Origin of the sequence: Enterococcus sp. AZ149 (assembly GCF_051714285.1) — a bacterium.
Lineage (GTDB): Bacteria > Bacillota > Bacilli > Lactobacillales > Enterococcaceae > Enterococcus_D > Enterococcus_D entomosocium.
Genome location: NZ_JBIORO010000001.1, coordinates 2,917,203 through 2,932,317, shown reverse-complemented (window position 1 = coordinate 2,932,317; position 15,115 = coordinate 2,917,203). Strand labels below are relative to the sequence as shown.

Genomic DNA, 15,115 nt, shown 5'->3' with positions numbered 1-15,115 from the left:
CGCGATAACCTATACTGTAGGGTGCAAAAAAAGGAGGAATTGGTTTGACATACCGCGTTTTATTATTTTATAAATATACAACAATTGAAGATCCGGAAAGCTTCGCCAAGGAGCATTTAGCATTTGGAAAAGAAATTGGCATCAAGGGCCGTATTTTAGTAGCCAATGAAGGGATCAATGGCACGCTTTCTGGAACGGTTGAAGCAACAAATCGCTATATGGAAAAAATGGAAGCTGATCCCCGTTTTAAAGGGATTTTTTATAAAATCGATGAAGTAGAAGAACATGCGTTTAAAAAGCTATTCGTTCGTCCGCGCAAAGAATTGGTTTCATTGAACCTGGAAGATGACATCGATCCATTAGAAATGACTGGAAAATATTTAGATCCTAAAGCGTTCAAAGAAGCTTTGTTAGATGAAGATACCGTGGTGATCGATGCCCGTAACGATTATGAATATGACTTAGGCCATTTCCGAGGAGCCGTTCGTCCCGATATCCGCAGCTTCCGTGAGTTGCCGCAATGGATCATCGATAATAAAGAAAAATTTATGGATAAAAAAGTCGTTACTTATTGTACTGGTGGTATCCGTTGTGAAAAATTCTCAGGCTGGTTGCTGCGAGAAGGCTTTGATGATGTGGCCCAACTTCATGGTGGTATCTTTGCTTATGGGAATGACCCAGAAGTTCAAGGCGAGCTTTGGGATGGCAAAATGTACGTCTTTGATGAACGCATTAGTGTGGAAATCAATCATGTGGATAAAAAAGTTATCGGTCGCGACTGGTTTGATGGCACACCTTGCGAGCGCTATGTAAACTGTGCCAACCCAGAATGCAATCGCCAATTTTTGACTTCTGAAGAAAATCAAGCTGCCCATTTAGGTGCCTGTAGCTATGATTGTGCCATCCACGAACACAACCGTTACGTGGAACAACATGGGATCACAGAAGCGGAAAAAGCTGAACGGCTAAAAAACTTTGCAACAAACAATGAAACAGTCACTGCCTAAAACGACAACTGTTTCACAGGAAATAATTGAATAGAAGGGTCGCACGTGAGTCCGAAAACTGGTTTAGCTCAGTCAAGTTTTCAATCTTCCGTGCGACTTTTTGAATGGACAAAATTGGAAACGACCGTTTTTTAATTATCTGAAAAATCTAACTATTCCAATTGTTCTTTTTTCTTTCCTATCGAGAAAAAACGCAAGGCTCTCGCATATTTCACGATTTTAGAGTAAACTATACCTAATTGTGGAAGAGGAAAGAGGAATTCAGATGAAAATTGTTATTGCTGGTGCAGGTGCTATGGGCAGCCGTTTTGCTATTATGCTAAAAAGAGGCGGAAATGACGTCACGTTGATCGACGGCTGGCCGGCGCATATCGAAGCGATCCGTGAACACGGATTACGAGCGAACTTAAACGGTGAAGAGATCGCAGTCCCTTTTTCGATCTATTCGCAAAATGAGATCCCAACGACTGTACAAGCAGACTTGATCCTGGTCTTTACTAAAGCGATGCAACTGGATCAAATGATGCAAACGATCAAACCGATGATCGGAGAGCAAACGAAAGTCTTATGCTTATTAAACGGGATCGGTCATGAGGACACGATTGAAAAATATGTCAGCACGGATAAAATCTTTTTAGGAAATACCATTTGGACGGCGGACTTGATTGGTCCTGGTAATGTTCGCTTGTTTGGGGATGGTTCTGTAGAACTGCAAAATATCGAACCGGGGAAAGAAGAAGATGCCCGTCAATTGGCGGCAGTCTTGGCTGATGCTGGGTTGAATGCGTCTTATTCTGAGAACATCCGTTACTCCATCTATCGCAAAGCCTGTGTCAACGGCACCCTAAATGGCTTGTGTTCGATTTTAAATGTGAATATTGCCCAATTCGGACAAACCTCAACGGCGCGTGCGATGGTCCAAACGATCGTGGAAGAATTTGCGGCAGTTGCTGCCCATGAATCTGTTGAACTGGATGTATCCGAAGTAGTCCACCATATTGAAGAAACCTATGATCCAGAAGGCATCGGAATGCACTATCCATCCATGTATCAAGATTTGATCAATAATCATCGCAAAACCGAGATCGATTATATCAATGGCGCAATCTCGCGAAAAGGCCGCAAGTACCAAGTGCCAACGCCTTATTGTGACTTTTTGACTCAAATGATCCATGCTAAGGAAGATATTTTAGCAGCAGAATAACCTAAGTAAATCTATTCTAAACATGCAAAAACGGCGTATCCTTTTAGGGTTCGCCGTTTTTTTTGTCCATTTATTGAAAATGTGTTGTTGTAGAGTGCATTCAAAGGTGACGCTATTGAGCAGGCAGATCCGCCATAAACCGTTCGCTACCTTGAAAGACCGCTAATTGATTGACACCAAAGGAACGCAGCAGATCGCTCATCGCTGCAAAATCTAACCGATAATCACTGGCTTTATGGGCATCAGAGCCGAGGGTGAACAATTTACCCCCGACACTTTGATACAGCGGGATAGCATATTGGTAAAGGTGGGCATTTTGATAGGGGCCAAAGCTCTTAGCGTTGATTTCCATCGCTAAGTCACGGGCAACGATTTTTTTGAAGATCGTCGTTAACTCTGTTTCAAAATGGGCGGCCAACTCCTCAGCCGTAAATTGGAAACGACGCAAGCCATAATCAAAGTGGGTCACGATATGCCCGTCTGGAAACGAGTCCAACACGTGGGCCATTTGGTCAAAGTATTGTTTGGCGACTGCAAATTTGTCCTTCTTCAACACGGCATCGTCCATATAATCAAAGGTACCGTTTTGATGGATACTGATCAATTTCAAGTCATAAGGATGGCTTTCAAGATAGCGCAAGATTTCTTGTTCTTGACCAGGCACGACACCAATCTCGATGCCTTTTAAGAGTTTCGTCGCTGTGGTCTCTTGCAGCTTCTGGTGGGTTTTTACTAGTAATTCATAGTCAGGAATATCATCACGGAATCCCGAATAGGGGTTCTTCAAATCGAAATGATCTGTCGCAACGAAGTAGGCAGGCTGGTAAGCTAGATAATTCTCAAACTGTTCATCTGAATCAAAAGACAAAAATGTATGCAGATGTTGATCATAATAATTCATAAACAAGACTCCTTTTCTTGAATACGATACCACAAAAAAGCAGAAGAAACTATGATTGGCTGAGAAAAGGTTTTCTCTTAGGCAATTTTTCGCTTATAATAAATAAGAATAGAGCGAAGGAGTCGGTCAGCCATGAGTATGTATCTTGAAATTCCTGAATTTGAAAGTGAATTTCGTTTTCGAACGTTTCTAAATGATGGTTTGACCATCGTTTATCCCCATGTCCATAAAGAAATCGAGATCATTTACGCTAAGCGTGGCACGGTGAATATTGGTGTTGACGATACGATCATTGAGTTGGAGGAAGGGGATCTGTATCTTTTTTCCAGCGGGCAACCCCACTATTTTCTAGCATCGCCTGAGAGTGAACGCTATGTCTATCAATTTGATATGCAGCTTTTTGAAGAGCCGTTGCTGCGAGAAAATGAAGTATCCTTGATGACACTCTTTGAAGAAGGGGAGCCCCACAGCAAAAATTGGCCAGCGAGTTTTACGGAAAAAATAACAGGTCTCTTGATCGAGTTGTATCAGTTGGAAGAGGAAAATGTTGTTGGGAAGCGTTATTTGACTCTCGGGCTGCTTTACCAGTTGATCGGGGAGTGCTATCAAAGCTTGCCAAAGCGAAAACGAGCCGTCAATCCACTAAAACGAACGGCCGCACAATACAAAGAAACCTTGCAGCGTCTGAATGATGTCTTTGAGTACATCGAATCCCATTACCAAGAAGTCTTGACGATGGAGGACACCGCAAGACATGTAGGGTTTAGTCCCCATTATTTCACGCGTTTCTTTAAAACCAATACTGGCAAGACCTTCATGCAGTTTTTGACGGAATACCGCATCAATCAAGCCAAATTTATCTTGGCAAATGAAAAGATCCCGATGGCAGAAGTCGCTGAAAAAGCAGGCTTTGCCAGTGTCAAAACATTTCATCATGTCTTTAAGGAAGCTGTTGGTCAATCACCGTTGCAGTACCAGAAACAATTGAATCAAAATTGATAGAAACAGCCGATGAGCCTTTGCTTGTCGACTGTTTTTTTGTTGATCTGGCACTATTTTTTTCTCGATAGTGTTTTTTTAAGCGCTTTGCATAAATTGTGGAGTGGTTCTTTTTGTTAAAGTTTCATAAGATAATTTTCGGGAATTTTTTCAATGGAAACTGGGAAGAACTGCTTTCGATGTTTCGCTATAATGAGGGGGTAGAAAATAATAAGCGTTTTCAGGAGGAAAGATATGACAGTTAAAGTTGGAATCATTGGGTGCGGTGGGATCGCAAACGGCAAGCACATGCCTGCCTTGTCTCAAGTAGAGGAAGTAGAAATGGTTGCCTTTTGTGATCTGCTGGTTGAACGTGCAGTTGAAGCGAAATCAGCATTTGGGACCGAAGATGCTCAAGTATTCAGCGATTATCAAGAAATGTTGGCACAAGCTGATCTAGATGTGATCCATGTGTGTACACCAAACGCCTCACATGCTGAGTTGACGATTGCTGCACTAGAAGCGGATTGTCATGTCATGTGTGAAAAACCAATGGCAAAAACAGCGGCAGAAGCCAAAGCAATGATCGAAGCAGCCAACCGAACAGGAAAAAAACTCACGATCGGCTACCAAAACCGTTTTAGAAAAGATTCTCGTTATCTTCATGAAGTGTGCGCCGAAGGACAATTAGGAAACATTTATTTTGGGAAAGCTCATGCGATCCGTCGTCGGGCTGTGCCAACTTGGGGTGTTTTCCTTGATGAAGAGGCGCAAGGCGGCGGTCCTTTGATCGATATCGGTACCCACGCATTGGATCTGACCTTATGGATGATGAACAATTACAAACCAAAATTTGTTGTCGGAAAAGCGTATCATGAGTTGTCGCAAACCAAAAATGCCGCAAATGCTTGGGGCCCTTGGGACCCAGAGAAATTCTCAGTAGAAGATTCGGCCTTTGGTTTTGTGGTCATGGAAGATGGCGCAACGATTTTCTTAGAAGCCAGCTGGGCGCTCAACAGCTTGGATGTGAAAGAAGCCAAAACGACACTGATGGGTAGCAAAGCCGGTGCGGATATGAACAACGGTTTGACCATCAATGGGGAAGACCACAGCTTGCTGTATGAAAAAAATATCGAACTTGAAACAGGCGGCGTTGATTTTTATGAAGGAAACGGGGAGACGCCAGAAATTTTAGAAGCACAATCGTGGATCCATGCGATCATCAACGATACCGAACCAGTGGTCAAACCTGAAGAAGCAATGGTCGTGACGGAGATTCTAGAAGCGATCTACAAATCATCGCAAACCGGTGAGCCAGTCTACCTATAAGAACTGCTGGAAGAAAAGGAGCGAGCACAAATGACAAAACCGAAAATCGCTTTACAGCTTTGGAGTATTCAAGAGGACTGCAAGACAAATCTTTTTGATGCGTTGAAAACAGTAAAACAAAACGGCTATGACGGTGTTGAATTTGCCGGTTATCATGGACACAGCGCTGTTCAGATCAAAGAAATGCTGGAGCAGTTGGATTTGGCGGTCGCGGCTTCCCATATCCCGTTTGAAGCATTGCAAGATCGTTTTGAAGAAACCGTCGCTTTTGAAAAAACGATTGGCAATCAACGAATCGTGATTCCGTATGCCAGCTTTGATTCTTTGGAAAAATGGCAAGCCTTTGCTGCGGAGCTGACCCAGATCACCCAAAAATTGCAGGCAGAAGGGCTGACTTGCTACTACCACAACCATGCCCATGAATTTACTGAAGTTGCTGGAAAATCCATGATCGATGAACTGATCAAAGACAATCCGCAACTGCGTTTGGAAGCCGACCTTTACTGGTTAGCCTTTGCAAATGTGGCTATTTTACCTTGGCTAAAGGAACGCGAAACGAAGGTCGGCTTGGTTCATATCAAAGATATGCAAGAGCAGCCGCAGGAAAGCACCGAGATCGGCAATGGGATTTTACCAATTAAGTCGTATGTAGAAGCAGCTAAAGCATTAGAACTACCATGGCTGATCGTCGAGCAGGAAGCGTTTCAAAAATTCGCTCCTTTAGAAGCCAGCGGGATTGATTATCTGCAATTAAAAGACATCGTAGAGGAGGTCTACCAATGATCCATGTTACGGTATGGAACGAGTTTCGTCATGAAAAAACGAATGAGACCGTCAAAAAAATGTATCCAGAAGGAATCCATGGTCAAATTGCCAATTTTTTAGCAGAGGATGATTTTCAAGTACGAACGGCGACCCTTGATGAACCAGAACACGGGTTGACGGAGCAAGTATTGGCTGACACGGATGTGTTGGTTTGGTGGGGCCATATGGCGCATGAAGAAGTCGATGATGCTATCGTTGCTCGTGTGCAGCAGCGTGTATGGGAAGGAATGGGACTGATCGTCTTGCATTCTGGCCACTTTTCGAAAATCTTTAAAACGTTGATGGGAACGTCGTGCGATTTGAAATGGCGGGTAGACGATCAGCATGCGCGGATCTGGAATGTTAATCCAAGCCACCCAATCGCTGAAGGAGTCGGCGAATGGATCGAACTAGAGCAAGAGGAAATGTATGGCGAGCACTTTGATATTCCAGCGCCGGATGAATTGATCTTTGTCAGCTGGTTCCCTGGTGGTGAAGTTTTCCGTAGCGGCTGTACATTCCGCCGTGGGAATGGCAAAATCTTCTATTTCCAGCCTGGTCATGAGACATTCCCCAGCTATTACAATCCCAAAGTGCAAAAAGTGATCCAAAATGCGGCTCGCTGGTGTGCACCAACAGAAAATCGTTACCCAACATATGGGCATTTTCAAGCAATTGAGGAGGAAAGAAAATGAAATTAGGTGTTTTTACCCCGTTATTCAATCAACTTAGCTTTGAAGAAATGATCGATGAAGTAGCGAAAAAAGGGCTCCAAACCGTCGAGATCGGTACCGGTGGTTCTCCCGGCAATGCCCACTTAGACATTGACCGTTTACTAGCAAGTGAAGCAGAGCGAAAAGAATACTTAGCGAAATTAGCTGATAAAGGATTGGAAATCTCAGCTTTGAGCTGTCACAACAACCCAATCTCTCCATTAAAAGCAGAAGCGCAAGAAGCCGATGAACTTTTGCGCAAAACCATCAAATTAGCCAGCTTAATGAATGTACCTGTTGTGAACGGATTTTCAGGCGTTTCAGGCGGAAATGCAACAGATACACAAGTCAACTGGCCAGTATTGCCATGGCCGACGGAATACGATGACAATTATAATTATCAATGGGAACAAAAACTGATTCCTTATTGGAAAGGCATCAACACGGAAGCGGAAGCGGCTGGTGTTAAAATTGGGATCGAACTTCATGGCGGCTTTTTGGCACATACCCCTTATACGATGTTGAAACTGCGGGATGCTGCGGGTAAAGCCATCGGCTGTAACTTGGATCCAAGTCATTTATGGTGGCAAGGGATCGACCCAGTGGCAGCGGTCAAAATCTTAGGGGAAGCCGATGCGATCCATCACTTCCATGCCAAAGATACGTATTTGGACCAAGACAATATCAACATGCATGGCTTGACGGACATGCAGCCATATAGCAATGTCAAAACCCGAGCTTGGACCTTCCGTTCAGTCGGTTGCGGCCACAGCTTACAAATCTGGTCAGATATTATTTCTGCACTTAGAATTTATGGGTATGATTATGTCTTGAGTATTGAGCATGAAGATCCAATCATGTCCATTGATGAAGGACTGAATCGTGCCATCAGCAACTTGAAGACGATTATGATCCGTGAAGAAGCTTCATCCATGTGGTGGGCATAAGAAGAAAACCGAGGAGTGTCAGACATGAGTGCAATCAATTTTGCAGTAATCGGATATGGCGGCATGGGTGCGTACCATGTCCACAATATCTTACCAAATGAAAACGAACGAATCCACATCGTAGGAACTTACGATATCAATGAAGAACGTCAAGCGATCTCACAAGAAAAAGGCCATAAGATCTTTAAAAGCTATGATGAAGTCTTAGCCGATGAGACGATCGAAGCAGTATTGATCGCCACACCTAATGACTTGCATAAAGAGTTATCGATCGCTGCATTGAGAGCAGGCAAACATGTTGTTTGCGAGAAGCCTGTTGCGCTGAATACTGCGGAACTAGATGAGATCGTGGCGGTTGCCCAAGAAACCGGCAATACCTTTATGGTTCACCAAAACCGCCGTTGGGATCCTGATTTTTTACTTGTACGCGAACTGTACCGTAATGGACAGATCGGCGATTTGTTCCAATTAGAATCACGGGTCCAAGGGGCAAACGGCATCCCAGGAGACTGGCGTCATGTGAAAAAACAAGGCGGGGGAATGCTCTTAGACTGGGGCGTTCACTTGCTGGATCAAATGCTATGGCTGATCGACAGCCCAGTGAAAGACGTCAAAGCGGATCTTAGCTTTGTGTTGGGGGAAGAAGTCGATGATGGGTTCTTCGCTTTGATTACCTTTGAAAATGGGGTCAAAGCAATCGTGGAAGTTGGAACCTCCAATTACACGCAATTGCCTCGCTGGTACATCAAAGGAACGGAAGGAACAGCCACCATCACCGATTGGGATCTAAATGGTGAAATGGTTCAGGCAACAGGTCGCGAAGACGTGGCCGCACCAAAACCAGTTCAAGCAGGCGTTGGCTTGACGAAAACGATGGCACCGCCATCGGAATTGGCAGCCAAAGAGATTCCTTTCCCGAAAGCCGAAGCGGATTTTGAACCTTTCTACAAGAATTTTTACAACGTTGTACGCAACGGTGCCGAACCTATCGTTAAAAACGAAGAAGTCCGAGCAGTGATGCAGTTGATTGAACGCATTTTTGCCACAGCGTAAGAGAATAGAAAAAAGCACTAGCTGAGGGAGTGATCTCTCTTCGCTACGTGCTTTTTTTGTGTAATGAAACGACAACAGTCATTCCGATACGTAAAAATTGAACAATAAATCTTGAGGATAATTTCCCCATCGATCGCCGAAAATGGTCAAACCACCAGCGTTTTCGGCAGTTGCAGGTGCAGCAATTTTAAAGGTGAAAAAGTCACTGTGGTCTAAGTCGATTTCATTCAGGTTGTGATCTGTTAATTTTTCTCCATCGAGGGAAGTATCATAGCGATTGATGCGTAAATGCTTAAGCAATCCATATTGACTGAACTCATCGATCCACCATTGCGGAGTCAGAGAACCTCTGACATCCGAAAAGTTTCCTGGTACGGTGTAACTACCGATGCAGTGATTGTTTAAGTAAAAGGAAAGATCACTGGGCCAATAGTTATTCGAAATTGGGAACTCTGAAGCGATCTCCATACTGATTTCGAGTAATTCGATTTTTTCACCATTTTTCAAAGGATTTGGGATTTTGTATTCTAAAAAACCGTTATTTAGCCAGATGATACTTGCATCAACACGTTCTTGATCCAGAAAAGATTTTGGATCATCTAAGGCGCCAATCAAGCGGTCTTTGGTCGCCATTCCACAAGAAGGCTCAGCTTTAAAATCGGTGAAGTGGCCGATTTTCACAGATTGGGAGGTTAGATTCATTTCTGGAAACACTTTTGCTGGGAAATTGATATTGATGAAATCAGTTTTTAGAGACAAATATTTTTTCTTCCAGTCTTGCCCCGATCCTTTTTCGGTTTTGATCAACTGAGCTTCTTCGAGTTTACGGATATGTTTGGTCATTAAAGCATTGCTGATTGCTAATTTTTGTCCAATTTCACTGATGCTTTTCTTCTTATCGCCTAATTCTCTTAAAATCGCTAAGCGAGTTTCATTTGCCAGTGCTTCGTAGATCGGTAAAGATGCGTTTGTTAAATCCAATTCCATAGCGATCACCTCGTTATACTAAAATGTTTAATGAAAAGATGGTTTAATTATAACACAACCTTGTGGATTTACAAAATAGTAAAATGATATAATTTTTGGTTATACCTTGTTAAAATAATGTTGACAGCGCTTTATATTTATAGTAACTTTACGGTGTAAACATTATTTGACGATAGTCTAACGATTATGTTTATTGATAATTGGATGTCATTTTACTTTTTAGTTAAATTAAAAGGAGTGTAAAAAATGAAAGTAAGTAAATCTATTGTTTTAGTAGGGACAAGCTTATTATGTACAGTGTTGTTAGCTGCTTGTGGCGGGAGTGGTAGCTCAAGTAATAATTCAGAAATTTTGCTTTGGTCTTCGACGACAGGACCAGACGGTGAAAAAATCAAAAAAACGATTGATCAATACAATGAAACAGACCCAGACTTTAAAGTGAAGTTAGTAAGCATGCAAGGTGATACCTTTACTTCAAAGTTGACGACTGCGGGGAAATCGGGGAAAGGTGTTCCTGATTTGGCTTTGATTGCCTCAGAAGCTTTGCCTACGTACAAACACCAAGACATGCTTGAAACCTGGGATGACATGATCGATGGGACAGAATTGGCACGGGAAAACTACGTTGAAGCTGCTTGGGACACTGGTGTAGTGGATGATAGTCAATATGGGATTCCGGCAACCATGGGTTCGTGGGTGATGTATTACAACCAAGATTTGGTGGATAAATATGTTCCAGGAGCGTTGGATGATGGCGTAGTGACGTATGAAGAAATCAGACAAGCTGGGGAAAAAGCAAAAGCAGATGGTATCTATAGTTTTGGCTATACATGGGGCATGCAGAATTATTCGAATCTCTACCAACAAATGGGTGGGGAATGGCAAGATGCACAAGGAAACATCAATATCGATAATGAGTATTCTTACAATGCCGTTCAAGAGTTTAAGGATCTGTACGATGCCGGCTACATGGTCCCAGATGGTGAAGATGCAAATAAACTTTTTGCAAACCAGCAACTGATTTTTCTTCCAGAAGGAACATGGATGCTAAGTAATATGGAAGAAATCAGTGACTTCACTTGGGGCCAAACATTTACTCCTCAATGGGATGCGGAACATATCATTCAAGGTTCAGGCGTCGATCAGTTTGCAATGTTCAAAACGAACGAGGAACGTTCCGATGAAAAGAAAAGTGGCATGGTCGACTTTCTGACTTGGTTACAAGCAAACCAATTAGAGTGGGTCAAATCAGGTGCAAATCCTACTTCCTTAGCTATGCTAGACAATGAAGAATATGTTGAGATGCCACAATCCTTCTTATTGAAGACAGAAAAAGGACAAGCGGCAATTTCTGTTAACGCAGTTGATGGCTTATCGTATATCTTTGGTGAATATGATAATCGCTCATGGGACATGATCACAGGAAAAGCAGATATTCAAACGACTTTTGGTGAGATCCAAAAAGTTGTAGAAGAAAAGATGAAATAATCTTCTCACATAGAGGCTGTGGCAGAAGGAAGAGCGACCATAAAAAGAATTCAGTCCATTTTTTGATAGGGGAGGAATTCTGATAGGCTTAAAGGGCTGTCACAGTTGTTTCTTGTTGAGAGCTGCACTAGAAATACAAGGAAGGATGGGTATTGATGAAAAAAAGGTTAAATGGCTGGCCAATCGTTTTTATTGGTCCGCATATGCTCCTTTTTCTTTTATTCTTTTTAGTTCCTGCAGTGATTGGGATCTATGTTTCTTTTACTGAATGGGATCTGTTCAGTACACCGATTTTTGTCGGGTTTGATAATTTTCAAACGATTTTGTTTGATCAAGACTCGTTGTATCATACGCAATTTTTTAATGGAATGAAAAATACGCTGTTTTTTGCGGCAATCTCCGTTCCGTTATGTATTGTAATTCCCTTGTTACTAGCGGTTGCATTATCTGCTAAACCAAAAATGATGCGTTTTTTTCAATCGATTCTCTACCTGCCAACATTATTTGCAATCTCTGCCGTCATGATTATTTGGGGGTTCCTTTTGAGCAAATCTTTTGGGCCAATCAAAGAAGTATTCGGTATCGACATCAATTTTGTAGGCACGCAACCATGGGCATGGATCGCTATTTTGATCGTGACGATTTGGTGGACATTAGGTGGGAATCTAATTATTTATGTTGCTGCATTAAATGGCGTCTCTAAAGAGCAGTTAGAAGCAGCAGAATTAGATGGTGCAAATAGTATAACGAAATTTTTCCGTATTTCTTTGCCGAGTATTCGCAACCAGCTTGTTTTTACCACGGTCATGACGACCATCGCTCAGTTTAATATTTATGGTCAGCCACTAATGTTGACGGGTGGCGGACCCAACAATTCTACTCGCGTGTTGATGATGTACATCCAAGAAAATGCTTTTGGTAGTAGTACCTCGGTTGCAGGGATTTCTTCAGCGATGGCTATTTTACTAGGTTTTGTAATCATGGCAGTTTCGATTGTGCAATTTATGGTCATCAAAAAAATGGAAAGATAGGAGGGAAGAAGATGCGAGAAAACAAGCTAGGGAAAAGAATTGCCTTTATTTTGCTAGCAATCGTCTGTGTGATTTGGCTCTTTCCTTTGATATGGGCAATTTTTACCTCGTTTAAATCGGAGGCAGAGATTCAAAAGGTTGGGTTCAGTTTGATTCCACAAGATTGGACGCTGGCTAACTTTTTGGGCTTGTTACAAGGCAATGATTCTTCTCCTGTGTTCCGCTGGTTTGTGAATTCAATGATTATTTCAACTTCACATACGCTGTTGGTTATGGTGATCGTCTCGTTTGCAGCCTATGGCTATACACGACTCACCTTTAAGGGGAGAGATTTGATTTTTGCCCTATTGTTAGGAACGATGATGTTTCCCGGGGTGGTCAATTTGATCCCGAATTTTAAAATCGTTGATACGTTAGGTTGGACCAATACATTTCTGGCAGTCATCGTTCCTGGGGCTGCAGGTGTTTATAACATTTTCCTCGTTCGGCAGTTCATTTTAGGGATTCCTAAAGAATTGGATGAATCGGCTGTGATCGATGGGGCCAACGAGTTTCAAATCTTTTATCATATTATCTTACCACTGATCAAACCTGTATTGACGGTGGTTGCGTTATTTAGTTTTACTGGCTCATGGAATGACTTCTTGTGGCCATCGATCGTGATAAACGATATTGATAAATTACCGATTACACCGGGGCTGCAGTTGCTACAAGGGCAATACATGACCTATCCGGGAATTGGAACTGCCGGAGCAATCTTGGCTTTGATCCCTACCTTTTTATTGTATTTGGTGGCGCAAAAAAGCTTTATGGCGTCAATGTCGTTGCAAAGTGGCATAAAATAATTTGTTTTTGGAGGAAATATGAGTAGAGAAGAATACCCGAGACCGCAATTTGAGAGAGAGAATTGGTTAAGCTTAAATGGTGAATGGCAATTTGCCTTTGATGACCAAAATCTTGGTTTAAAAGAAAAGTGGTACACAAATGAAGCAAACTATCCGTACAAGATCAATGTTCCCTTTGTCTATCAAAGTGCATTGAGCGGCATTGATCATCGAGAAGTGCACGACGTTGTATGGTATTATCGGACCTTCAATGTGCAAGTCCTTGAAAAAAGTCGTGTCCTTTTGCATTTTGGGGCGGTGGACTATGAAGCAGATGTGTTTGTCAATGGCAATCATGTGAAAAATCATTGCGGAGGGCATACCTCTTTTGATATAGACATCACGGATGCTTTAGTATCTGGACAAGAGCAAATACTAAGTGTGCGAGCATTTGATCCACATTTTGATGAAAGCATTCCACGGGGGAAACAATTTTGGGAAGAAGAATCAGCAGGAATCTGGTACACAAACTCAACAGGGATCTGGCAGCCAGTCTGGCTTGAAGTAGTTGCCGAAACCCATCTGCAACAGGTGAAATTTACGAGTGATTTTGATGCTGGCGCCGTTAAGATCGATGTAGAACTGAATCAGTTACAGCCACAAGTAGTCTTAGAATATCAAATCTATTTTAAAGGTGCTTTAGTTACCAGCGGAAAGGCAGACTTTATCACTTCTAAGTTGAGTTTGGCGGTTGATATTTTCCAGCAAGAAATTTTTCGGACGAATTTTCACCACGAAGGCTGGTCTTGGACACCTGAAAAACCGCAATTATTTGATGTAGAATTGACTCTTAGAGAAGCAGGGAAGGCCATCGATCAGCTAAAAAGTTATTTTGGTATGCGTAAAATACATACAGAAAACGGTATGATTTACTTAAATAACAAGCCTTACTACCAGAAGTTGGTTCTCGATCAAGGCTATTGGCCGAACGGCTTGTTAACTGCACCAACAGATGAGGACTTTAAACAAGACATCTCATTGGCCAAAGAAATGGGATTTAACGGTTGCCGGAAACACCAAAAAACAGAAGACCCACGCTTTTTATACTGGGCAGATAAATTAGGATTTCTTGTTTGGGGAGAGTGTGCGGCGCCGGCAATCTATACAGATCTTTCGGTAACGCGCTTGATGCAAGAGTGGGCAGAAATCATTACTCGGGATTATAGTCATCCTTCGATCGTTACTTGGGTCCCAATCAACGAGAGCTGGGGTGTGCCAAAAATCTCATTTGATCGTCAGCAACAGCATTTTTCTCAAGCGATGTATCACTTTATCCATTCGTTAGACCAGCAACGGTTGGTTATTTCAAATGATGGTTGGGCGATGACGGAGACCGATATTTGTGCGATTCATAATTATGCGCATGGGCAAGAATCCGAACGGCAAAAATATCTATACTTCAAAGACAGTCTCAGCACGAGAGAAAAATTGGTGAGTCGAGTATCGACCCCGTGGCCGATTTTCGCTGGAGGATTTTCTTATCAGGATCAGCCTATTTTATTGACCGAGTTTGGTGGTATTGGCTTCGATGTTTCGGGGCAACCCGGTTGGGGCTATACCTCAGTGGAAAATCAACAAGATTTCTTGAAGGATTATCAGCGAATCATGGTGGCTGTTTATGACTCTGTCGGACTCTGGGGCTATTGCTACACTCAGTTGACAGATGTCGAACAAGAAATCAATGGGTTACTGACCTATGATCGCCAACCAAAAGTTGATTTGGCAGCAATTAAAGAGATCAATGAGCAGTTTCATCCACCGCAGGTAGAATAAAATGATTGGTAAGGAA

General features: G+C 42.5%; 14 protein-coding genes. 12 read left to right on the top strand and 2 right to left on the bottom strand.

The genetic code is table 11. The features are described 5' to 3' along the window. Nucleotides 1-44: 44 nt before the first annotated feature. Together trhO and IGI94_RS13525 are read left to right on the top strand one after the other, a co-directional pair. Nucleotides 45-1,007, top strand: coding sequence for an oxygen-dependent tRNA uridine(34) hydroxylase TrhO (gene trhO / locus IGI94_RS13530; protein WP_087664604.1), 963 nt, complete (start codon nt 45-47; stop codon nt 1,005-1,007). Between the two features lie 265 nt (nt 1,008-1,272). After that, nucleotides 1,273-2,211, top strand: coding sequence for a 2-dehydropantoate 2-reductase (locus IGI94_RS13525; protein WP_005228196.1), 939 nt, complete (start codon nt 1,273-1,275; stop codon nt 2,209-2,211). Between the two features lie 112 nt (nt 2,212-2,323). On the opposite strand, the gene IGI94_RS13520 is transcribed toward IGI94_RS13525, so the two are convergent. Next, a complete protein-coding gene (locus IGI94_RS13520) occupies nt 2,324-3,112 on the bottom strand; it encodes a PHP domain-containing protein (protein ID WP_438899876.1) in 789 nt (262 codons plus the stop codon). Between the two features lie 132 nt (nt 3,113-3,244). On the opposite strand from IGI94_RS13520, the gene IGI94_RS13515 reads away from it, so the two are divergent. From IGI94_RS13515 to IGI94_RS13490, 6 genes are all read left to right on the top strand, one after another. Further along, nucleotides 3,245-4,111, top strand: a complete 867-nt coding sequence (locus tag IGI94_RS13515) for an AraC family transcriptional regulator (protein ID WP_005233920.1) — start codon at nt 3,245-3,247, stop codon at nt 4,109-4,111. Nucleotides 4,112-4,345: 234 nt separating this feature from the next. Then, nucleotides 4,346-5,419 (top strand): Gfo/Idh/MocA family protein, encoded by a 1,074-nt coding sequence (locus IGI94_RS13510; RefSeq protein ID WP_005228203.1) that lies wholly within the window; start codon nt 4,346-4,348, stop codon nt 5,417-5,419. A 30-nt stretch (nt 5,420-5,449) separates the two neighbouring features. Further along, complete coding sequence (locus IGI94_RS13505; protein ID WP_196043764.1) at nt 5,450-6,202, top strand: sugar phosphate isomerase/epimerase family protein; 753 nt, start codon at nt 5,450-5,452, stop codon at nt 6,200-6,202. Beyond that, the gene (locus IGI94_RS13500) at nt 6,199-6,918 is read left to right on the top strand and encodes a ThuA domain-containing protein (RefSeq protein WP_196043763.1); all 720 of its coding nucleotides are present in this window, start codon (nt 6,199-6,201) and stop codon (nt 6,916-6,918) included. The genes IGI94_RS13505 and IGI94_RS13500 overlap by 4 nt, the downstream gene beginning before the upstream one ends. Continuing rightward, nucleotides 6,915-7,883 (top strand): sugar phosphate isomerase/epimerase family protein, encoded by a 969-nt coding sequence (locus IGI94_RS13495; RefSeq protein WP_438899874.1) that lies wholly within the window; start codon nt 6,915-6,917, stop codon nt 7,881-7,883. The genes IGI94_RS13500 and IGI94_RS13495 overlap by 4 nt, the downstream gene beginning before the upstream one ends. Nucleotides 7,884-7,907: 24 nt before the next feature. Further along, the gene (locus tag IGI94_RS13490; RefSeq protein ID WP_060791480.1) at nt 7,908-8,936 is read left to right on the top strand and encodes a Gfo/Idh/MocA family protein; all 1,029 of its coding nucleotides are present in this window, start codon (nt 7,908-7,910) and stop codon (nt 8,934-8,936) included. Between the two features lie 78 nt (nt 8,937-9,014). Here the strand turns inward: IGI94_RS13490 and IGI94_RS13485 are convergent, their stop codons facing one another. Continuing rightward, nucleotides 9,015-9,923, bottom strand: coding sequence for an ArsR/SmtB family transcription factor (locus IGI94_RS13485; RefSeq protein WP_008380365.1), 909 nt, complete (start codon nt 9,921-9,923; stop codon nt 9,015-9,017). Nucleotides 9,924-10,169: 246 nt separating this feature from the next. Here IGI94_RS13485 and IGI94_RS13480 point away from each other — a divergent pair, with 246 nt between their 5' ends. The 4 genes from IGI94_RS13480 (at nt 10,170) to IGI94_RS13465 (ending at nt 15,099) form a co-directional block, all read left to right on the top strand. Then, nucleotides 10,170-11,411, top strand: coding sequence for an extracellular solute-binding protein (locus IGI94_RS13480; RefSeq protein WP_061053285.1), 1,242 nt, complete (start codon nt 10,170-10,172; stop codon nt 11,409-11,411). 155 nt (nt 11,412-11,566) lie between these two features. Then, nucleotides 11,567-12,442, top strand: coding sequence for a carbohydrate ABC transporter permease (locus IGI94_RS13475; protein ID WP_016612866.1), 876 nt, complete (start codon nt 11,567-11,569; stop codon nt 12,440-12,442). 11 nt (nt 12,443-12,453) lie between these two features. Beyond that, nucleotides 12,454-13,287 carry a carbohydrate ABC transporter permease gene (locus IGI94_RS13470; protein ID WP_042890647.1) on the top strand — a complete coding sequence of 278 codons (834 nt, stop codon included), beginning with the start codon at nt 12,454-12,456 and terminating at the stop codon, nt 13,285-13,287. An 18-nt stretch (nt 13,288-13,305) separates the two neighbouring features. Continuing rightward, nucleotides 13,306-15,099 carry a glycoside hydrolase family 2 protein gene (locus IGI94_RS13465; RefSeq protein WP_196043761.1) on the top strand — a complete coding sequence of 598 codons (1,794 nt, stop codon included), beginning with the start codon at nt 13,306-13,308 and terminating at the stop codon, nt 15,097-15,099. Nucleotides 15,100-15,115 lie beyond the last annotated feature (16 nt).